The 20,124-nt window shown below is 55.6% G+C and carries 21 protein-coding genes; 7 read left to right on the forward strand and 14 right to left on the reverse strand.

Annotation, left to right across the window (positions count from 1 at the left end):
* Positions 1-30 precede the first annotated feature (30 nt).
* The 10 genes from rlmC to ACMYSK_RS10860 form a co-directional block, all read right to left on the reverse strand.
* The gene (rlmC, locus tag ACMYSK_RS10815; RefSeq protein ID WP_434642893.1) at positions 31-1,161 is read right to left on the reverse strand and encodes a 23S rRNA (uracil(747)-C(5))-methyltransferase RlmC; all 1,131 of its coding nucleotides are present in this window, start codon (positions 1,159-1,161) and stop codon (positions 31-33) included.
* A 42-nt stretch (positions 1,162-1,203) separates the two neighbouring features.
* On the reverse strand, positions 1,204-1,677 hold the full coding sequence (locus ACMYSK_RS10820) for a YbjO family protein (RefSeq protein WP_434642896.1): 474 nt from the start codon (positions 1,675-1,677) through the stop codon (positions 1,204-1,206).
* A gap of 75 nt (positions 1,678-1,752) precedes the next feature.
* Positions 1,753-2,598 (reverse strand): putrescine ABC transporter permease PotI, encoded by an 846-nt coding sequence (gene potI / locus ACMYSK_RS10825; protein ID WP_004859959.1) that lies wholly within the window; start codon positions 2,596-2,598, stop codon positions 1,753-1,755.
* Positions 2,595-3,548, reverse strand: a complete 954-nt coding sequence (potH, locus tag ACMYSK_RS10830) for a putrescine ABC transporter permease PotH (protein ID WP_434642900.1) — start codon at positions 3,546-3,548, stop codon at positions 2,595-2,597. The genes potI and potH overlap by 4 nt, the downstream gene beginning before the upstream one ends.
* Positions 3,549-3,558: 10 nt before the next feature.
* On the reverse strand, positions 3,559-4,692 hold the full coding sequence (potG, locus tag ACMYSK_RS10835; RefSeq protein WP_434642902.1) for a putrescine ABC transporter ATP-binding subunit PotG: 1,134 nt from the start codon (positions 4,690-4,692) through the stop codon (positions 3,559-3,561).
* A 188-nt stretch (positions 4,693-4,880) separates the two neighbouring features.
* Complete coding sequence (gene potF, locus ACMYSK_RS10840; protein WP_434642905.1) at positions 4,881-5,993, reverse strand: spermidine/putrescine ABC transporter substrate-binding protein PotF; 1,113 nt, start codon at positions 5,991-5,993, stop codon at positions 4,881-4,883.
* A 348-nt stretch (positions 5,994-6,341) separates the two neighbouring features.
* Positions 6,342-6,824 carry a YbjN domain-containing protein gene (locus tag ACMYSK_RS10845; RefSeq protein WP_434642908.1) on the reverse strand — a complete coding sequence of 161 codons (483 nt, stop codon included), beginning with the start codon at positions 6,822-6,824 and terminating at the stop codon, positions 6,342-6,344.
* An 88-nt stretch (positions 6,825-6,912) separates the two neighbouring features.
* Entirely contained in the window at positions 6,913-7,815 is a 903-nt protein-coding gene (gene rimK, locus ACMYSK_RS10850) for a 30S ribosomal protein S6--L-glutamate ligase (protein WP_434642911.1), read from the reverse strand.
* Between the two features lie 113 nt (positions 7,816-7,928).
* Positions 7,929-8,651 (reverse strand): nitroreductase NfsA, encoded by a 723-nt coding sequence (gene nfsA, locus ACMYSK_RS10855; protein ID WP_434642914.1) that lies wholly within the window; start codon positions 8,649-8,651, stop codon positions 7,929-7,931.
* Positions 8,635-8,922, reverse strand: a complete 288-nt coding sequence (locus tag ACMYSK_RS10860; RefSeq protein WP_434642917.1) for a YbjC family protein — start codon at positions 8,920-8,922, stop codon at positions 8,635-8,637. Before ACMYSK_RS10860 ends, nfsA begins: the two co-directional genes overlap by 17 nt.
* A gap of 203 nt (positions 8,923-9,125) precedes the next feature.
* Between ACMYSK_RS10860 and ACMYSK_RS10865 the strand changes: the two genes are divergently transcribed.
* Entirely contained in the window at positions 9,126-9,389 is a 264-nt protein-coding gene (locus ACMYSK_RS10865; RefSeq protein ID WP_004859945.1) for a GrxA family glutaredoxin, read from the forward strand.
* Positions 9,390-9,395: 6 nt separating this feature from the next.
* Here the strand turns inward: ACMYSK_RS10865 and ACMYSK_RS10870 are convergent, their stop codons facing one another.
* Positions 9,396-9,779, reverse strand: coding sequence for an inner membrane protein YbjM (locus ACMYSK_RS10870; RefSeq protein ID WP_434642920.1), 384 nt, complete (start codon positions 9,777-9,779; stop codon positions 9,396-9,398).
* Positions 9,780-10,047: 268 nt separating this feature from the next.
* Between ACMYSK_RS10870 and ACMYSK_RS10875 the strand changes: the two genes are divergently transcribed.
* Both ACMYSK_RS10875 and ACMYSK_RS10880 read left to right on the forward strand, forming a co-directional pair.
* Positions 10,048-11,733, forward strand: coding sequence for an aspartate:alanine antiporter (locus ACMYSK_RS10875; protein WP_434642923.1), 1,686 nt, complete (start codon positions 10,048-10,050; stop codon positions 11,731-11,733).
* Between the two features lie 319 nt (positions 11,734-12,052).
* Complete coding sequence (locus ACMYSK_RS10880; protein WP_434642926.1) at positions 12,053-12,850, forward strand: SDR family NAD(P)-dependent oxidoreductase; 798 nt, start codon at positions 12,053-12,055, stop codon at positions 12,848-12,850.
* A 48-nt stretch (positions 12,851-12,898) separates the two neighbouring features.
* On the opposite strand, the gene ACMYSK_RS10885 is transcribed toward ACMYSK_RS10880, so the two are convergent.
* Positions 12,899-13,444 (reverse strand): TetR/AcrR family transcriptional regulator, encoded by a 546-nt coding sequence (locus ACMYSK_RS10885; RefSeq protein ID WP_434642929.1) that lies wholly within the window; start codon positions 13,442-13,444, stop codon positions 12,899-12,901.
* Positions 13,445-13,604: 160 nt separating this feature from the next.
* Here ACMYSK_RS10885 and ACMYSK_RS10890 point away from each other — a divergent pair, with 160 nt between their 5' ends.
* Positions 13,605-14,807 carry an MFS transporter gene (locus ACMYSK_RS10890; protein ID WP_434642931.1) on the forward strand — a complete coding sequence of 401 codons (1,203 nt, stop codon included), beginning with the start codon at positions 13,605-13,607 and terminating at the stop codon, positions 14,805-14,807.
* Positions 14,807-15,619, forward strand: coding sequence for a Cof-type HAD-IIB family hydrolase (locus ACMYSK_RS10895; RefSeq protein ID WP_434642933.1), 813 nt, complete (start codon positions 14,807-14,809; stop codon positions 15,617-15,619). Before ACMYSK_RS10890 ends, ACMYSK_RS10895 begins: the two co-directional genes overlap by 1 nt.
* A 48-nt stretch (positions 15,620-15,667) precedes the next feature.
* Here the strand turns inward: ACMYSK_RS10895 and ACMYSK_RS10900 are convergent, their stop codons facing one another.
* Positions 15,668-16,906, reverse strand: coding sequence for an MFS transporter (locus ACMYSK_RS10900; RefSeq protein ID WP_434642936.1), 1,239 nt, complete (start codon positions 16,904-16,906; stop codon positions 15,668-15,670).
* A 325-nt stretch (positions 16,907-17,231) separates the two neighbouring features.
* Between ACMYSK_RS10900 and ybjG the strand changes: the two genes are divergently transcribed.
* Both ybjG and deoR read left to right on the forward strand, forming a co-directional pair.
* Positions 17,232-17,825 carry an undecaprenyl-diphosphate phosphatase gene (gene ybjG / locus ACMYSK_RS10905; RefSeq protein WP_434642938.1) on the forward strand — a complete coding sequence of 198 codons (594 nt, stop codon included), beginning with the start codon at positions 17,232-17,234 and terminating at the stop codon, positions 17,823-17,825.
* A gap of 70 nt (positions 17,826-17,895) precedes the next feature.
* Entirely contained in the window at positions 17,896-18,654 is a 759-nt protein-coding gene (gene deoR, locus ACMYSK_RS10910) for a DNA-binding transcriptional repressor DeoR (RefSeq protein ID WP_434642940.1), read from the forward strand.
* Positions 18,655-18,682: 28 nt separating this feature from the next.
* Here deoR and dacC read toward each other — a convergent pair whose 3' ends face one another.
* The gene (gene dacC, locus ACMYSK_RS10915; protein WP_434644031.1) at positions 18,683-19,885 is read right to left on the reverse strand and encodes a serine-type D-Ala-D-Ala carboxypeptidase; all 1,203 of its coding nucleotides are present in this window, start codon (positions 19,883-19,885) and stop codon (positions 18,683-18,685) included.
* Positions 19,886-20,124: the final 239 nt, after the last annotated feature.

Genomic DNA, 20,124 nt, shown 5'->3' on the forward strand with positions numbered 1-20,124 from the left:
TTTATGCCAACAGAAGAGTTCACATTTTGTTTAAACTTCGCGAACCAGCAGCGTCAGCACTTCGTAGTGGGCGGTGTGCGGGAACATATCAAACAGCTGCACTCGTTCAACCCGATAGCCCGGGAGTCGCGCAATATCTTTCGCCATCGTCTGCGCGTTACAGCTGGAGTAGATAATAAAGGGCGGTGCCATCCGGCATAAATAGTCGCACAGCTCGCGTCCGATGCCGCGACGCGGTGGGTTGACCAGCACCAGGTCAGGAATGTCTCCCTCGCCGGTAGCAAACTGCGTTGAGTCCAGCGCCTGAAAATGGAGATTGGTCAGGCCCAGTCCGGCGGCAGATTGCTTCGCGCTGGCGATAGCCTCCGGCGCAATCTCAATCCCGGTCAGACGCATTTGCGCGGTGGCGCAATGCAGACCAAAGCCTCCCACCCCACAGAACAGGTCCCACATATGATTCACCGGCAGCTGGCGCACCCAATTCCGGGCGGTGGCGTACAGCTGGCTGGCAACGGTCGGATTTGTTTGAAAGAAGCTCTGAGGGCGGATCCACAGCGGTACGCCGTTAAAGTTTTCCTCCAGCGCAGGCTGGTCACTTAAGAGGATCTCCTGCTCGCCTTCCATAATGGCCATATGTACCGGCTGAATATTGGCGGTAATCACTTTCAGCTGCGGCAGCTGCGCCTGCAGCCACGGCAGCGCGGCGCGGAGCTGTTCAAGCTTGGTCGATGAACGCAGTACAAAACGCAGCATCATGCCACCGTCCAGCTGGCTTTCCGTCAGCAGGAGATACTTCAGTTCGCCGCGCTTACGCGCGACGCTATAGGGCGTTAACCCGGCGCGGGCGATAAACGGCTTCAGCACGGCGAATACCGGCGCAAAACTGGCCGGGTAGAGCGGACATTCGGTCAGGTCTTCAGCGCTTCCGTCGCGGTGCAACATGCCCAGCAGCGGGCGTTCAACGCTGCCGCTGACCACCATCTTGGCTTTGTTGCGAAAGCCGGCTTCCGGGCCGGAAACCGGTTCACACCATGTCGCCACCGGACTGTCAGCCAACAACGTTCTGAGATCGGCCATTTTACTGGCGAGCTGTTGGGGTAACGGCCGTTCCAGCCACTGACAGGAGCGGCAGCGGCCCGCGTCATAGAGTGCGCAGTGCATAAAAAGACCTTCAAAAAATCAGGGGCGGGGATTGTATCACCGTTATTGCAGTCGGAAAAATCGTCGACACGACGCCGGAACAAAGAGCAGCACCAGCACCAGCAAATCAGGCAGTTTTTGCACCACCAGAGAACGTAGTATTTCGCGTTTTGACTCACCGGCGATGCTGAACAGCTCCGGGTAGCCATATCCCAGCGAAGCCGCCCAGAGATAGCCGATGACGATAATTTGCGTCAGGAGAAAGATCCAGCGCGCCAGATTACGCCCTTTCACCAGTGAAAATGCGCACCATATCTCGACAAAGACCAGCAGCAGACTGGAGAGAAACACCAGCGTCAGGGTCCATGTCTGCACGCTGCGGTGAATAAAGTCCTCTATCCCTTCGACACCCAGCTGATTCAGGATCATCAGCAGGTCCACGCCACGAATCAAAATTATGGCAAACGCCGCCACCTGCACCAGCGCAGGAACGTTAAGGCGTGCATGAGATGAACGAGTTTTTGTAAACAGTCCCAACGGAAACGTCTTCCATGAAAACGGCGCCGCACCATCGCGACGCCGATACCAGTTTTACCGTAGATTTTAGGGGCTTCAGCTCCGTCTTGCACGCTGGATATCACGTACCCGCTGCTTTTCTGCGCGAGCCATCAAATACCAGGCGATAAAACCAACAATACCGACCACGCCGAGGATTAAGGTCGCCAGGGCGTTGATTTCCGGGTTTACCCCCATGCGCACGCTGGAGAAGACCAGCATCGGCAAGGTAGTGGCCCCCGGGCCGGAAACAAAACTGGCGATAACCAAATCGTCCAGTGACAAGGTGAACGCCAGCAGCCAGCCGGAGATAACCGCCGGCATGATCATCGGCAGCGTTATGATGAAAAAGACCTTCAGCGGCGGCGCGCCTAAATCCATCGCCGCCTCCTCAATTGAATGGTCCAGCTCACGCAGCCGCGATGAAATCACCACCGCCACATAGGCCGTACAGAAGGTCACGTGTGCCAGCCAGATGGTCAACATGCCGCGATCCGACGGCCAGCCGATCGCGTGCCCGAGCGCCACAAAAAGCAGCAGCAGCGACAGCCCGGTAATCACATCCGGCATAACCAGCGGCGCGGTAATCATAAAGGCAAAGCCGTTCGATCCGCGAAAGCGGCCAAAGCGCACCATCACGACTGCGGCAATGGTGCCCAGAATCGCCGCTGCCGTCGCCGCACAGGTGGCGATGGTCAGACTCAGCCCTACGGCGCTCATCATCGCATCATCGTGGAATAACTCGCTATACCAGCGGGTTGACCAACCGGCCCATACCGTCACCAGCTTCGAACTGTTGAATGAGTAAATCACCAGCATTAGCATCGGCGCATATAAAAAGGTAAAGCCGAGCACGAGGATTAAAATTCGCCACGGCGAACGGACTACCGGCAAATCATTCATCCATGATCCCCCATCTGTTTTTGCTGATGTTTGTGGAACCACATGATCGGTACGATCAGCAGTAGCAGCATCACAATGGCCACCGCCGAGGCAACCGGCCAGTCGCGGTTATTAAAGAACTCCTGCCACAGAACGCGCCCGATCATAATGCTGTCCGGGCCGCCTAACAGTTCCGGGATCACGAACTCCCCTACCGCCGGGATAAAGACCAGCATCGAACCGGCAATAATCCCACCTTTGGTCAACGGGACGATCACCTGGAAGAAGGTTTTCAGCGGTCTGGCGCCCAGATCCAGCGAGGCCTCCACCAGCGAGTAGTCGATCCGCGTCAGCGCAGTATAGATAGGCAGCACCATGAACGGCAGATAGGCATACACAATGCCGATATAGACCGCCAGGTTGGTATGCAGGATCTCCAGAGGCTGATCGATAACCCCCAACCACAGCAGAAAATTATTCAGCACGCCGTTGCTTTTCAACAGCCCCATCCACGCATACACGCGGATCAGGAATGACGTCCACGATGGCAGGATAACCAGCAGTAGCAGAATATTGCGCGTTGACGGCTTACTGTGCGCCACTGCCCATGCCAGCGGATATCCCATCAACAGACAGCAGAACGTTGAAATTCCCGCCACCTGCAGCGACTGCAAATAGGCTTCGAAATAAAGCGGATCATCGGTCAGCTGCAGGAAGTTGCCGAGGTTCAACGTCAGCGTGAGCTGGCCGTCCGCCCAGGCCCACAGATCGGTATAGGGAGGGATCGCCCGTGCCATCTCCGCCAGGCTGATTTTAAAAACGATCAGGAACGGCAGCAGAAACAGCAGGATCAGCCACAGATAGGGCAGCGCGATCACCAGCTTGCGACCGTGCGCCATCTGTAAACGGGTGAGCCATAGCGCAAAACCGCCCGTTTTTTTCACCCCGGCCGGTGGTTCTAATGTACTCATCGCCCTCTCCTTACACCGTCAGAACAACACAGCTGTCGGCATCCCAGCACAAACGCACTTCATCACCCCAGGTTGGCGTACCTTTACGATGACGGTGTTCGTTTTGTAGCTGAGCGCTAATCATCTGCCCGCTTTTGAGGCGTACGTGGTAGATAGACAGATCGCCGAGGTAGGCGATATAAATCACCTCTCCTACCGCAAAATTGTAGCCATCCGCCGGCGGCTCATCGCAGAGCATAATTTTTTCCGGGCGCAGAGCGACCCACACCGGCACATTATCGATGATGGAAGCATCCGGATCGACCTTCAGCGGGTGCGTCAGCCCCGGTGAATTCAGCACGAGGCCATCTTCCAGTCGATCTTTTACCAACCCTTCAAACACGTTGACCGAGCCGATAAACTCCGCACTGTAGCGGGTTGTCGGATGCTCGTAGATCTCCTCCGGCTCGCCGATTTGCACGAACTTACCGCGGTTCATGATGGCGATACGTCCGGCCATGGTCATCGCTTCTTCCTGATCGTGGGTCACCATGACGCAGGTCGCTCCCACGCGCTCCAGAATATCCACCACTTCCAGCTGCATGCGGTCACGCAGTTTTTTATCCAGCGCGCCCATCGGCTCATCAAGCAGCAGCAGTTTTGGCCGCTTCGCCAGGCTGCGGGCCAGGGCCACGCGCTGCCGCTGGCCACCAGAAAGCTGGTGCGGCTTGCGTTTTGCGAACTCCTGCATATGCACCAGCGCCAGCATCTCCTGCACCCGGCTGGCAATTTCCGCTTTCGGCAGCTTGTCCTGCTTCAGACCAAAGGCAATGTTCTGCTCCACCGTCATATGGGGGAACAGCGCGTAGGACTGAAACATCATATTGATTGGCCGCTGGTAGGGCGGCACGCGTGACAGGTCAACGCCGTCGAGCATAATTTGCCCGGCCGTCGGCTCTTCAAAGCCTGCCAGCATGCGCAGCAGCGTCGATTTACCGCAGCCGGATGCGCCCAGCAGGGCAAATATTTCGCCTTTATAAATGGTGAGATTGACGTCATCGACAGCGTGTTGCCCGTCGAAGGACTTCGTCAGATTACGGATTTCCAGCAGCGGGGTCAGCGCTTTGGGGGTTTTCGCCTGTGGGCGGGAAATTGCGTCGTTCACTTTGGTGCTCTCCGGCAAAAAACTAACCACCGTATGGCCCGGTTGCCATACATTGAACTTTACAGTGCAGGTGCACCATCCTGGTGCATGTTTTCGCTACACTTTTATCCGTTTGTTGCCCGGCCGCGCGGGGAATCCACCCGGCCAGGTCAGACCTTTTCAGGCCCGGCGAACCGGGCCGTCAGGTTTTATTTCCCGCTTTTGACTTTCGTCCACGCACGCGTGCGTACGCGGTCAATCTTCGGATCCTGAACTTTCAGAGTAAACAATTTGGCAAACACATCAGCCGGTGGATAGATAGCCGGGTTACTACGAATCGCTTCGCTGACCAGCGGCGTAGAGGCTTTGTTACCGTTGGCGTAGTAGACCTGGTCGCTGATTTTGGCGATCACTTCCGGGCGCATCAGATAGTTAAGGAACTGATAAGCTTCATCTTTATTCTTAGCATCCGCTGGCATCGCGAAGACATCAAAGAACGCCATCGCCCCCTCTTTTGGAATGAAGTAGGAGACGTTCACGCCATTCTTCGCTTCTTTCGCGCGATTCGCCGCCTGCCAGACATCGCCAGCCCAGCCGATAGCAACGCAGATATCGCCGTTGGCAAGGTCATTAATGTACTGCGAGGAGTGGAAATAGCGGATATTTGGCCGCAGCTTCAGCAGCAGGTCGGTTGCCGGACCGGTGTAATCATCAGCTTTGGTGCTGTTCGGATCTTTACCCAGATAGTTCAGGACGGTGGCAAAAATCTCTTCCGGCGCATCGAGGAAAGAGACGCCGCAGCTTTTCAGTTTTTCAAGGTTCTCCGGCTTGAGCACCAGATCCCAGCTATTGAGCGGCGCATCTTTACCCAGCACGGCCTTCACTTTGTCGACGTTATAGCCAATGCCAGTAGTCGCCCACAGGTACGGCATCGCATATTTGTTATCCGGGTCATGTTTCGCAACCAGCTTCAGGACTTCCGGATCAAGATTTTTCCAGTTCGGCAGCTTGCTCTTATCCAGCGGCTGGAAGACGCCAGCTGCCAGCTGTCGTTCAAGGAAGCTCGCTGACGGGACGACCAGGTCAAAGCCGGTGCTGCCCGCCATTAATTTACCTTCCAGTACTTCGTTGGAATCAAAAACGTCGTACACCACTTTAATGCCGGTCTCTTTTTCAAAATTTGCCACCGTATCCGGCGCAATATAATCAGACCAGTTATAAATATGCAGGGTTTTTTGTTCAGCCGCGAGTGAACCGGCAGAGACGGCCATCAACGCACCCGTAATCAGACCTGTTAACCATTTTTTACCAAAGGCGGTCATATCTCTTATTCCTTCTCAATGCCCGTTAACAAGCGGGCTTAATATACGCACTTGTCTGCATGCAATAATCATGCATATTTTCTCATTGCCTAAGAAAAGGAGAGAGGACCTCTCCCGGAATGGTTGCCCGCAACTGGAAGCATCGTCAGAATAACTGTAGCCAGAATAAGAGGCTATAGCCCAGGTAAAATAACGCCTTTTATCAATTTTTTATGCAATAACGGTCTACGTGATAAGCCAAAATCGGCTGAATGGCGGTGAAAAATTCTTTAAGGGAAGGTTAACAGCAGAATAAAAGCACGTAATACGCAGCCGCCATGGCAGTGGCTGCGCTATTCATCGACAGGTCTAGTGAAGAAAATGGTGCTGGATATCTTCAGCGGTGTACTCTTCTTCCTCTTCGGCTTTATAGAGCACCTGGTTGGCCGCCGCTTCGAGGATAACCATTGAGATCTGCTCTTCGCTCTGGCGGAAGAACCAGCCGAACTGTTCAACGGTGATACCCACGCCGACCGATAGCGCCTGACACACCACCAGCTTTGGCAGATTGTCATCCTGAATATCAAGGAAGGCTTTGACGGTTAACGAACTGGCATTGATCGCCGAAAGATCCGCACTGAGTCCCAGCAGCGCCGAAGGCTTCACTTCCGCCAGGGCAGAAAAAAGCACCACGTTGTCCACCAGATCGAGCTTCGCATCGAAAATGCCGTCGAAATTCTGCATATGCGGCAGATGCAAGGCCTGGCAGGAGTCACACTCAAAGAAGCTGATACCTAACTCATCGAGCCAGTGACGTAGCGTATCCAGACCCGGAACGACCAGTGAATCCATATGACCTGTGACCTCTTACTGTAGAAATACGACGCCATAGCTTACGCAAAAAACGCGGCGCATACCATGATAGTGTCATTCGCGCCGATTATCCGCCCATTTTCAGGCAGAATTCAGGCGTGGCCTGACGCTCAATCCAGGCGATCATGCGCCCGGCAATATCAATCCCGGTGGTGGTTTCAATGCCTTCCAGCCCCGGAGAAGCATTAACCTCCATCACCAGCGGCCCGCGAGTCGCACGCAGGATATCGACCCCGGCGACATCCAGCCCCAGGGTTTGTGCTGCCCTGATGGCCATCTCCCGTTCCTGATCGCTGATAGTGGCCACCGTCGCCACGCCGCCACGGTGCAGGTTCGAGCGGAAATCCCCCTCCTTCGCCCGCCGCTCTATCGAGGCGACAACTTCATTCCCTACCACCAGGCAGCGAATGTCTCGTCCTTTCGCCTCGGCAATATACTCCTGAACCAGAATATGCGCATTCAGGCCACGGAAGGCGTCAATCACGCTCTCTGCCGCCTGGCGGGTTTCCGCCAGCACCACGCCGATACCCTGCGTCCCTTCCACCAGCTTAACCACCAGCGGCGCACCGCCGACCATGGCAATCAAATCGCTGGTATCGTCTGGAGAGTGCGCAATGCCGGTCAGCGGCAGATCGATTCCCTGGCGCGCCAGCAGCTGCAACGAACGCAGCTTGTCACGAGCGCGGGTAATCGCGACCGATTCATTCAGCGGAAAGCTGCCGAGCAGTTCGAACTGACGAAGAGCGGCAGTACCGTAATAGGTAATCGCGGAGCCAATGCGGGGGATCACGGCATCAAAGTGCGGAAGCTGGCGGCCTTTATAGTGAATCGATGAGGCCACCGGACTGACGTTCATATAGCAAGAAAGCGGATCGAGGATTTCTACCTGATGGCCGCGCTTGTGCGCGGCTTCACGCAGGCGACGGCATGAATAAAGCGTTCCATCCCGGGATAATATGGCAATTTTCACCCTGCACCTCTGCAACAAGGCCCGCTCCGGCGGGCCTGCAATAGATTAATTGCGCCACGACCGCCCTGTCCACCGAATGACGGGGCGGAAAGCAGGCAGCAGTGTACACGCAATCAGCGCGTTGCCCACCCCTGCTTATGCAGATATTCGAGAATAAACGGCCGACTTTCTTTAATGATAGTGCGGCGAATATGGTCGCTCCAGGTATCGCGCCGTGCGTTGCTGCCGCGCGACAGATAGTACTGCGCCATCTGCTCATCATATTGCGCCAGGACGGCCTCATCCACCGGCTGATACGCATTTTCATGTACCAGTAGTGCTGCGGGCATACGTGGCTTCACGTCCGGGTTATCGGCAGGCCATCCCAGGCACAGGCCAAACAGCGGCAGGACGTGCTGCGGGAGCTTGAGCAGTTCGGTCACCCCTTCAATGCTATTACGGATCCCACCGATGTAGACGCCCCCGAGCCCGAGAGACTCGGCGGCAACCAGCGCGTTTTGCGCCATCATCGCGGTATCCACCGCCCCCAGTAGCAGCTGCTCGGCCAGCCCAAGCTGGGCATCAGGGCAGATCTGCAGAAGGCGGTTAAAGTCGGCACAAAATACCCAGAACTCCGCCGCGCGTGCAACGTGTTGCTGGCCTCCGCTCATCGTAACCAGCTGTTCACGAAGCGCAGGGTCGGTCACGCGAATGATGGAGCTGCATTGTAAAAAGCTGGAGCTGGAGGCCCCCTGCGCGCTGGCGATGATGGCCGCGCGCTGTTCATCGTCGATCGGCGCATCGGTAAAGTGGCGGATGGAACGGTGGCTACGCAGCAAATCAATGGTCGGCGTCATCTCGTTTTTCTCTGTCTGGTGAAGAAGGTGGTTTTGGAGTGTGGGTCAGCTGCGGCGCGACAATCTTTGCCATTCGCCACATTAATGCAATCGCCGCCGGGAGCATCAGCAAGATACCGGCAAAAATCATCAGCAGCGCCGCCGTTGGGCTGGAAAATGGCGCCGGCAGCTGCAGGTACTGATTAAGCGAAAGCCAGGCGAGGGTCAACAGCACCATCCCGATGATCTCTACGATCAGAATGCTTTTTGGCAAGGCAGCGGGCGTTCGCATAACACTCCTCCGGTCAACGTTTTCCGCGCGGTCAATCGACGTATCGCGCGCAGCAGGGACAGTATAATGAATTAACTACGTAGACATTTATCAAACATAGCCTTAAACCATCGGAGAAAAAGGCAGAACCTTCTTTTACTCGCCGGCATAACGCGTCATCATAGTGACATTCGCCATCCGGCTGAGATTTAAGGAGAGAAAGCATGTTTACCGTTATTTTTGGTCGTCCTGGTTGCCCGTATTGCGTTCGTGCCAAAGAACTGGCAGAAAAACTGACCAACGAGCGCGATGATTTCAACTATCGCTACGTTGATATTCACGCCGAAGGCATCAGTAAGAGCGACCTGGAAAAGACCGTAGGTAAACCGGTTGAGACCGTTCCACAGATTTTCGTCGATCAAAAACATATCGGCGGCTGCACGGATTTCGAAGCATGGGCGAAAGAGAATCTCGGCTTATTTGCCTGAGACGACTCAGTCCTCTGACGAGTGCTTGCGTCTGGTGTCTAGCCAGGCGCAAATAAACAGAAAACACAGCGCACCCAGCGCGCACCAGAACACCGCGCTAAATAACCACGCCAGCTGTTGCCAGAACGTTCGTTGAGTCGCGAAAAAAATCCGCATAACCAGCAGACAGACAGGGGTAGCCAGAATGGCCCCCACCAGCGGTTGGATGACGCGTTGCCCAGGAGAGAGGCAGCTGGCGGCCGCGCCGGGCAGCAAAAAGAAGAGCAGCCCTATCTCAGGATTTCCAGTAGCCCGAAAGACACCTTTCATATGCAGTAACAGCAATAAACACACCACGATAAACAGAAAGAACCCGCAGGTAATACCGACCCAAGTACGCTCAGATTTCACAACATCCTCCTGATTCTGCCTCTAACCCACTTCACTTCGTCCAGTCAGATAAAGCATTCCGGCAATCCATGCCAATTTAGCCTCCCACCGGCGTAAAAACGATTGTGACTAGCCGCAGCATCCAGGAAGGATTAAACTACCGACTCTATTTTTACTGGTTATAACGGGATGCCAGAACAGGGTTCGGGACAACGCGAACACTGGACCAACCTTAGACCAAATAACCATTTCCTTCAACAACTTACTAGTAAATGAGAAGTTGGCTTTCGTGAATATAAACGTCGCAGATTTGTTAAACGGGAATTACATCCTGTTATTATTCGTTGTACTTGCTTTGGGTCTTTGTCTCGGGAAACTGCGTCTCGGGTCAGTACAACTTGGTAATTCTATTGGCGTTTTAGTGGTTTCATTATTATTAGGCCAGCAGCATTTCAGTATTAACACTGATGCGCTGAATCTGGGCTTTATGCTGTTTATTTTTTGCGTTGGCGTGGAAGCGGGTCCCAACTTTTTTTCTATTTTTTTCCGCGACGGAAAAAACTATCTGATGCTCGCCCTGGTGATGGTCGGCAGCGCGATGCTGTTGGCGATGGGGCTGGGAAAACTGTTCGGCTGGGATATCGGTCTGACGGCCGGGATGCTCGCGGGCGCCATGACCTCAACGCCGGTACTGGTCGGTGCGGGAGATACCCTACGCCACTTTGGACTGCCCAGCGATCAGCTGGCGCTCTCCCTTGACCACCTGAGCCTGGGCTACGCCCTGACCTACCTGATTGGCCTCGTCAGCCTGATCGTCGGCGCGCGCTATATGCCGAAGCTACAGCATCAGGATCTGCAAACCAGCGCCCAGCAGATTGCGCGTGAACGTGGGCTTGATACCGATTCTAAACGTAAAGTCTATCTGCCGGTCATTCGTGCCTATCGCGTTGGCCCGGAGCTGGTCGCCTGGGCAGACGGTAAAAATCTGCGTGAGCTGGGAATTTATCGCCAGACAGGCTGCTATATCGAACGTATTCGTCGTAACGGCATTCTGGCCAACCCGGACGGCGATGCAGTCCTGCAAATGGGCGATGATATCGCGCTGGTAGGTTACCCGGATGCACATGCGCGTCTCGACCCGAGCTTCCGTAACGGCAAAGAGGTCTTCGACCGCGACCTGCTGGATATGCGCATCGTTACCGAAGAGATCGTGGTAAAAAACCATAACGCCGTGGGCCGCCGCCTGGCGCAGCTGAAGCTGACCGATCACGGCTGCTTCCTGAACCGCGTCATTCGAAGCCAGATTGAAATGCCAATTGACGATAACGTGGTGCTCAATAAAGGCGACGTGTTACAGGTCAGCGGCGATGCGCGACGCGTCAAAACCGTTGCCGATCGCATTGGCTTTATTTCCATTCACAGCCAGGTGACCGACCTCCTTGCCTTCTGTGCCTTCTTTATCGTCGGCCTGATGATCGGGATGATTACCTTCCAGTTTAGCTCCTTCAGCTTTGGCATCGGTAACGCGGCAGGGCTGCTGTTTGCCGGGATCATGCTCGGCTTCCTGCGAGCCAACCACCCGACCTTCGGCTACATTCCGCAGGGCGCGCTGAATATGGTGAAAGAGTTCGGGTTAATGGTCTTTATGGCCGGTGTTGGTCTGAGCGCGGGCGCCGGCATTGGTCACGGCCTGGGCGCCGTCGGCGGCCAGATGCTGGCAGCAGGTCTTATCGTCAGCCTGGTGCCGGTAGTGATTTGTTTCCTGTTTGGCGCCTATGTCCTGCGCATGAACCGCGCGATGTTGTTTGGGGCCATGATGGGCGCGCGTACCTGCGCCCCGGCGATGGAAATTATCAGCGACACCGCGCGCAGCAACATACCGGCGCTGGGCTATGCGGGAACTTATGCCATTGCCAACGTGCTGTTGACCCTGGCGGGGACGCTGATTGTCATCATCTGGCCAGGGCTACAGTAAATATTTAAGAAAAAAATAGATAGAGGCAGAACTTTTCTCTTGGGCATCAGTCATAAGTAGTGCCACTGCTTTTCTTTGATGTCCCCATTTTGTGGAGCCCATCAACCCCGCCATTTTGGTTCAAGGTTGATGGGTTTTTTGTTGCCTGAAATCCCCTCTTCTTTAAAATCAGTCGCTTTCCTCACCTTTCGGACTGATATCTATTCGTCTTTGCTCCACAAGGGTCTTCTGTCCGACAGTTGCACCTCATTGGCATCATTGGCATCCTCCCGGTTATTGCACATACTTTGACGGTACAGGCCGGTGAGAGGAAAACGCAATGCTGGTGAAAGACAAGGTGGCAGCCATCTTTGGGGGAAGCGGTGCGACAGGCCGCGCCGTCGCCCATGCCCTGGCACGCGAGGGGGCACAGGTCTATCTGGGCGCTCGCGATCGGAAGAAACTGGAACGGGTGGCGAATGAAATTCGGGCGGCTGGCGGCCGCGCGGAGACGTTTATCGTCGATGTCCTCGATGAACGCTCCGCGTTTGAGCAAACGGCCCGGGTGGCAGAGCAGGTCGGTGGGTTCGACATCGCTATCAATACCACCGGCTTCGTTCACAACCAGGGTAAGGAAATCGCGGAACTATCCCTCGCTGAATTTATGCAGGGCGTCACTCCATTCCTGGTGGCACAGTTCAACATCTCAAAAGCCGTTGCACCCCATATGGGCGATGCCCGGGCAGGCGTCATTATCACCCTGGTAGCGCCTGCGGCGACCATGGCGTTACCGGGACACCTCGGCCATATCGTCGGCTGTGCGGGCAGTGAAGCCTTTATCAAAGCGCTCGCCAGCGAACTCGGTCCGAAGAATATCCGCGTTATCGGCGTGCGCTCGCATGCTATTGCCGGTGCGGTCGAGGCCGGATCGTATACTGCTGAAGTGTTTGCTTCGAAAGCTCAGGCGATGGGGTTAACGGTAGAACAGTGGCTCGGCGGCGCGGCGCACAGCACCCTGCTCAAAAGGCTGCCAACGCTAGACCAGGTCGCTGACGTTATCACTTTTCTGGCATCCGACCGCGCCGGTGCTATGACGGCCACGGTGGTGAATATGACGGCCGGCGCGACTACCGGCTGATAACGCACCGGCCTGCCCGGAAGCCTAAGCGCTGTACGTGCGCCTCCCTCACCCCTCTCCGGCCAGACGCCCGACCATCAGGCGGATGGCCTGCTTAGAGAGCGGTGCGCTATCGGTGACAAAATGCAGAGTCATTCCTTCGATAAACGCATCCAGCCCACGAGCCGTGGCCGGTTCAAACCACCGCTCCAGCGTCTGCTGGCTGCGCTGCATCCAGTGCTGCATCACCGCCTTTAACACCGGCTGGCTGCTGCAAAAGGCATACAGCTGATACATCAGCTCCATATTCCGCGCGGTGGTCACCTGGGCGCTGAATATCAGCTCGGCAATCGCATCGCAGGCCTCTTCGCGGCTGCTGACCGTGGCAAAAAACTGCTGGTACTGCACGGACATATCGCGGGTGAAAATGCGAAACGCCTCTTCAATCAGCGCTTCAATACCGCTGAAATAGTAGGTCAACGAGCCTAACGGGACCTCCGCACAGCTGGCAATTTTACGATGGGTTACCGCGTGGATACCATGGGTGGCAATGGTATCCAGCGTCGCCTGCAAAATGCGCTCCCGGCGCTGCGGATCGTTTGGTCGGCGGGCCATATCAGTCCTCTTAGTCACTTTCAGGCACCATGCTTACGGCAACAATACCGTTCTTCCAGACTCGCAACGGCGGCCTGAAATACGCCTCCTGAAGAATATGTACAAATGTACACAACCTTGCTACTGTTGTCTCCATCTTCTCATTCACAGGCGTTTACGAATGACAGCGCAAACCTCCCGCAGAGCCTTACAGCTCCGACTGTGGGCCCTTTTTATGTTCTTCTTTATTCCAGGATTACTCATGGCCTCATGGGCCACCCGCACGCCGGCTATCCGCGACCTGCTGACGCTGTCGACGGCGGAAATGGGCATCGTTTTATTTGGCCTGTCGATTGGGTCAATGAGCGGTATTCTCTGCTCGGCGTGGCTGGTTAAACGCTTTGGTACCCGCAGGGTGATTCGTACCACCATGTCTTGCGCCGTGGTCGGTATGATGGTGCTCAGCCTGGCGCTGTGGCTCACCTCTGCCGTCCTGTTTGCCGTCGGGCTGGCCATTTTTGGCGCCAGCTTCGGCTCGGCAGAGGTGGCAATTAACGTTGAAGGCGCCGCCGTCGAGCGGGAAATGAACAAGACCGTTCTGCCGATGATGCACGGCTTTTATAGCTTCGGTACGCTGTTCGGCGCCGGTGTCGGCATGGCAGTAACCGGGTTTGGCTTGCCCGCCGCGCCGCATATTTTGCTGGCCGCGCTGGTGGCAATTGCCCCTATCGCGATTGCCATTCGCGCCATCCCTGATGGCACCGGGCAAAATGCCGCCGAAAGCGCGCATCACGAGGAAAAAGGATTGCCGGTATGGCGCGATGTGCAGCTGTTGCTGATTGGCGTTGTGGTACTGGCGATGGCCTTTGCTGAAGGGTCTGCCAACGACTGGCTGCCGCTGCTGATGGTGGACGGTCACGGCTTCAGCCCCACCTCCGGCTCCTTGATTTACGCCGGCTTCACCCTCGGCATGACGCTCGGTCGCTTTACCGGCGGCTGGTTTATTGACCGCTATAGCCGGGTCACGGTAGTGCGCGCCAGCGCCGTCATGGGCGCTCTGGGCATCGGCCTGATTATATTCGTCGACAACCCATGGGTAGCCGGGATCTCGGTGCTGCTGTGGGGGCTTGGCGCGTCGCTCGGTTTCCCGCTGACCATTTCCGCCGCCAGTGACACCGGTCCCGATGCGCCGAAGCGCGTCAGCGTAGTGGCGATAACCGGCTATCTCGCCTTCCTCGTCGGCCCGCCGCTGCTGGGCTTCCTTGGCGAACATTTCGGCCTGCGCAGTGCCATGATGGTGGTGCTGGGTCTGGTTATCGTGGCGGCATTGGTCGCCAGAGCGGTGGCAAAACCCCAACCTGAACCTGTGATGGAGAACAGTTAATGAGCATCAAACTGATTGCGGTAGATATGGATGGCACCTTCTTAAGCGACGCCAAAACCTACAACTGCCAGCGCTTTCTGAGCCAGTATCAGCGTATGCGCGAGCAGGACATTCGCTTTGTGGTCGCCAGCGGAAACCAGTATTACCAGCTGATTTCGTTTTTCCCGGACATCGCCCATGAGATTGCCTTCGTCGCTGAAAACGGCGGCTGGGTAGTTAGCGCCGGCGATGACGTGTTTAACTGCCAGCTGCCGAAAGATCATTTCCACACCGTGATCGACTACCTGGAGACGTTGGCGGATATCGAAATTATCGCCTGCGGAAAACGCAGCGCATATACCCTGAATCGCTATAACGATGAGCTAAAGACGGTTGCCGCAAAATATTATCATCGCCTGCAGCTGGTGGATGACTTCAACCATATCGATGACGTGATTCTTAAGTTCGGCCTCAACGTACCTGACCGCCTGATTCCGCACATCCAGCCGCAGCTGCACGCGGCGTTGGGCGATATGGTAACCGCCGTAGCAACCGGCTACGGCAGTATTGACCTGATTATTCCCGGCGTTCACAAAGCCAACGGCCTGCGTATTTTACAAGAGCGCTGGGGCATTGATAATCATGAGGTCGTCGCCTTTGGCGACAGCGGAAACGATATTGAAATGCTGCAACATGCCGGGTTTGGCTTTGCCATGGCTAACGCAGCAGCGCCGGTGAAAGCCGTTGCCGGCTATGATGCGCCGCACAACAATGAAGAAGGCGTGCTGCATATTATCGATAAGGTGCTGAATCGCGAAGCTCCGTTCGCGTAATACTCGCCCGGGCGTGGCCAACCGCGCCGCGCCCGGAACGTATCGACGCTATACCTGCGGGTCGTTTGAACTACCTACGCTCTTGTCTTTGAGAAAATAGACAATCATCACCAGCCACAGCACGCCGCTAAGCAAGTTGAACAGGCTAAACACCCCGCTGCCGCCCAGCTCATACGCATGTTTACTGACTTCAATCCCGACGGTAAAAATCAGCATTTGCAGCATCCCCATGGCGGCCGACACGGTGCCTTTACTCATGTCGCTGGCAAACAGCGTCAGGCGGACTAACCCGGCGTTCGCGAGGCCAATCCCAAAGGCGTAGACGCTTAGCCCGGCGGTCATCCATAAATACGCGTGGGTCGATACCACCGTCGCCACCGCAGAGAGCAGCAGCCCGAACATAATCGGCCAGCCGCCAAGAATAATCAGCGAACGCACGGTGCGCCGCGAGGTCAATCGCGCCAGCACCAGGTTACCGGCAATCAGCGCACCGAAAATCGGCACCTGCAGCAGGCCATATTCATAGCTGGTGGCTTTTTCGCCGCTGATAATAATCACCGGGGATTGCGCAATCCATGCCAGCAGCGGCAGGCTGACAAAACCGGTCGCCAGCGCGCCGGCAACAAAACGCAGGTTCTTCAGCACCAGGCTATAATCGCGGCCCAGCTCTTTCATCGACAGCTTCTCGCCCATGCGCGTCGCGGTTTCCGGCATCGCACGTTGCAGGCCAAAAAAGGCAATAGCCGCCAGCACGGCAAACAGCACAAACATCATTTCCCACGGCAGGATGTGGACCCAGGCCGCCCCCACCAGCGGGCCAAGCAGAGGGGCAATCAGCGCCACGTTCGCCATCAGCGCGGTGATTTTGATACACATCGCCTCCTCAAAGGACTCCTGAATCGCGGCATAACCCACCGCGCCGATGAAGCACAGGCTAATCCCCTGCAAAAAACGCAGCAGTGTGAATTGCTCAATCGTCTGCGCCAGCAGCGTGGCCAGGCAGGTGACGATAAACCACACCACGCCGGTGAGCATCACCGGACGACGGCCGATGCGATCCGACAGCGGCCCGAGCAGCCACTGCAAAAACATGCCGCCGGCGAGATAGGCAGTCATAGAAGTGGGGACCCATTCATTCCCCACCTGAAACTCTTCCACCACCGAGAGCATTCCCGGCTGGATCATATCGTTGCCGATATAAGTGGAAAATTCGTATAACACCAGGCAGAGCGGGAAAAGGAGCGCCTGCCGTCCGAGGCGTTTGCCTGAAAGCGAATAATTCTGCATGCAATCTCTTATTTAAAAAAAAATCGCGCAAAGTTTAATGAAAGTCTTGCGGAGGAGATAGTGAATTGTGGGTGACAAGTAAAAATAGCGCAACGCGCCACGGCCGGATGACATCGCAGCCACTTTAATTAAATCTGTCTATATTTCGTTTATATTTCAATTAGGTTACAGGCGATATACTCAAACTTTGCAGCGTGTTTTCAGCGATGTGGCCCAACCATATTTTCTTAACAAGCTGATAATTAAGACAATACTGCTTTACCTTATCGCCACCGTTTTTTAAGGTAGGCGGCTGATTGCTATCGGATACCAAGAGCCTGAACCTATGCTGGAAAATATCAACGACGCGCTGTTCGCCTTAATCAATGCCACCCCTGCCTCGCCGTCGTGGGCAATTACCCTGGCAACATTCATTGCCAAAGATTTGATTCTGATAGTTCCTTTGCTGGCCGTTGCGCTGTGGCTCTGGGGGCCGAACCAGCGCCAGCTGGTTTTTAAAGTCATCCTGGCGCTGGCAATTAGCCTCAGCCTGTCATGGATCTGCGGTCTTCTCTTTCCGCATGAGCGTCCGTTTGCCGCCGGCGTCGGCTATCAGTTCCTGCATCACGCGCCGAATAACTCTTTCCCCAGCAATCACGGCACCATCATCTTTACCTTCGCGCTGGCCTTCCTGTTCTGGCATCGCCTGTGGTCCGGCGTCGCACTGCTGGCGGCGGGCGTGGCGATTGCCTGGTCCCGCGTCTACCTTGGCGTGCATTGGCCGATGGATATGCTGGGCGGCCTGCTGACCGGGATGTGTGGTTGCCTGGCCGCAGGGCTGGTGTGGCAGGCCGGAGGCCAGTCGCTGTATCAATACCTGCAGCAGCTGTATCGCCTTTGCTTCTCCCTGCCGATTCGTAAAGGTTGGGTGCGTGACTAACCCTCTTCCGGCAGGTAAAATCGCCCACTGACGCCCTGCCAGAGCAGGGCGATTTCAGCGTAGAGGAAATATGGAAACACGTCGTGATGAACGCATCAGCCAGCTCATTCAGGCGCTCAAGCGCAGCGATAAGCTTCATTTAAAAGAGGCTGCCGCACTGCTTGGCGTATCAGAAATGACCATTCGTCGCGACCTGAACGGTCATAATGGCCCGGTGGTGTTGTTAGGTGGCTATATTGTCCTGGAGCCACGCAGCGCAACCCACTATCTGCTCAGCGACCAGAAAACACGCCTGGTGGATGAAAAACGCCGCGCCGCCCGTCGCGCGGCCGCGCTGCTCGAGGCGCATCAGATGGCCTTTTTCGACTGTGGAACCACCACACCATGGATTATTGACGCCATTGATAACGCCCTGCCCTTTACTGGCGTCTGCTATTCGCTGAACACTTTTCTCGCGCTGCAGGAAAAGCCGCAGTGCCGGGCTATTTTATGTGGCGGGGAGTTTCATGCCAGCAATGCCATTTTTAAACCGCTAAGCCTGCAGGATACGCTCAGTCATCTGTGCCCGGACATCGCCTTCTACTCGGCGGCTGGCATTGACTGCGAGCAAGGCGCCACCTGCTTTAACCTCGAAGAGCTGCCGGTTAAACACTGGGCGATGAGCAGCGCGCGCTATCACGTTTTGGTTGTCGATCACAGTAAATTTGGCAAAGTCAGGCCGGCGCGGATGGGCGATTTATCGCATTTTGACGTGATTGTCAGCGATGTTTGTCCGGATGAAGATCTGCTCGCGCTGGCGAAAGAAAAACAGATTTCACTGCTCTACTGACCGCGCCCCGCAGGGCGCGGTCCGTCGGTTACGAGAACCAGCTACCGAACCAGCCGTGCAGTTTCATCAGCACGAAGTCCATCATTCGGCTAAAGAAGCCGCCTTCATTGACCGCTTCCATCACAATCAGCGGACGTTGCTCGATGGTTTTATCATTGAGCTTAAAGTCGATGGTCCCGACGACCTGCCCTTTGCTAAGCGGCGCCGTCAGCTGGGTATCCGTCAGGGTGTAGCTGGCTTTCAGGTTTTTCAGCTGCCCACGCGGCAGCGTAATTGACCCGGCTTCGCCGGCCCCCAGTTTGGCCTCGTTGCTGTCGCCAAACCAGACGCGCTGGGTGATAAAGGTGGCATCCGGTTTAATCGGCGTCACGGTTTCATAGAAACGGAAGCCCCAGGTCAGCAGTTTTTCAGATTCATTAAAACGAATACGGTCGGTCTTGGTGCCGAGCACCACGGCAATCAGGCGCATATCCCCCTGAGTCGCGGAAGACACCAGGTTATAACCGGCACCGGCGGTGGTACCTGTTTTAACACCATCTGCGTTCAGGTTTGAGCTCCACAGCAGACGGTTGCGGTTCGGCTGGCGAATTTTATTGAAGGTGAACTCTTTCTCTTTATGGATAGCGTACTCTTCAGGAACATCATGGATCATCGCTTTAGTCAGCAGCGCCATATCACGCGCGGTACTAAACTGCCCCGGTGCATCCAGACCGTGTACGGTCATAAAGGTGGTATTGGTCAGCCCCATTTTTTGCGCATAGCCGTTCATCAGGCTGACGAATGCATCCTGACTTCCTGCCACGTAGTCAGCTATCGCGATGCTGGCATCGTTACCGGACTGAATAATCACGCCTTTATTGAGGTCCTCGACCGAGACCTGCATCCCCGGCTTAAGGAACATAACCGATGAACCTCGCAGCGCCGGGTTCCCGGTAGCCCAGGCATCGCGACCAACGGTGACCATATCGGTGGACTTAATTTTGCCCGCCTTCAGCGCCTGTCCGACGACATAGCTGGTCATAATTTTGGTCAGACTTGCCGGGTCGAGTTTTTCATCGGCGTTGCCTTCGCTCAGCACTTTACCGCTGGCGTAGTCCATCAGGACCCAGGCTCGGGCATCAATCGATGGGGCATCAGGAAGTTGATCCGCCGCCTGCACCGCAGGTGCGACGAGAACGAGAAGAGCGCAGCCTGCCGCGAGGCCACGAAGGGAAAAAGCGTCATGCGTCATAAGAGCCACCCAAGTATCCTTTCCAAACAAAATATGCCGCAACACTCTATCGGCGCAGCAGCAGCCGGTGAGTAAAGCGTACAAATGACCTTAAAGAAACAGCGAGTTGGTAAAGTTTTTAAAGTTTACGCAATAACCTCGCTCCCTGCTGAAAACAGAGCATTTTTTTTGATCGTGATTGCCTAAATATTATCTTTATTCCAACATGATTACTCACAATGCTGCAACGACGGCTCAAT

This window comes from Klebsiella sp. I138, assembly GCF_051131765.1.
GTDB lineage: Bacteria > Pseudomonadota > Gammaproteobacteria > Enterobacterales > Enterobacteriaceae > Klebsiella.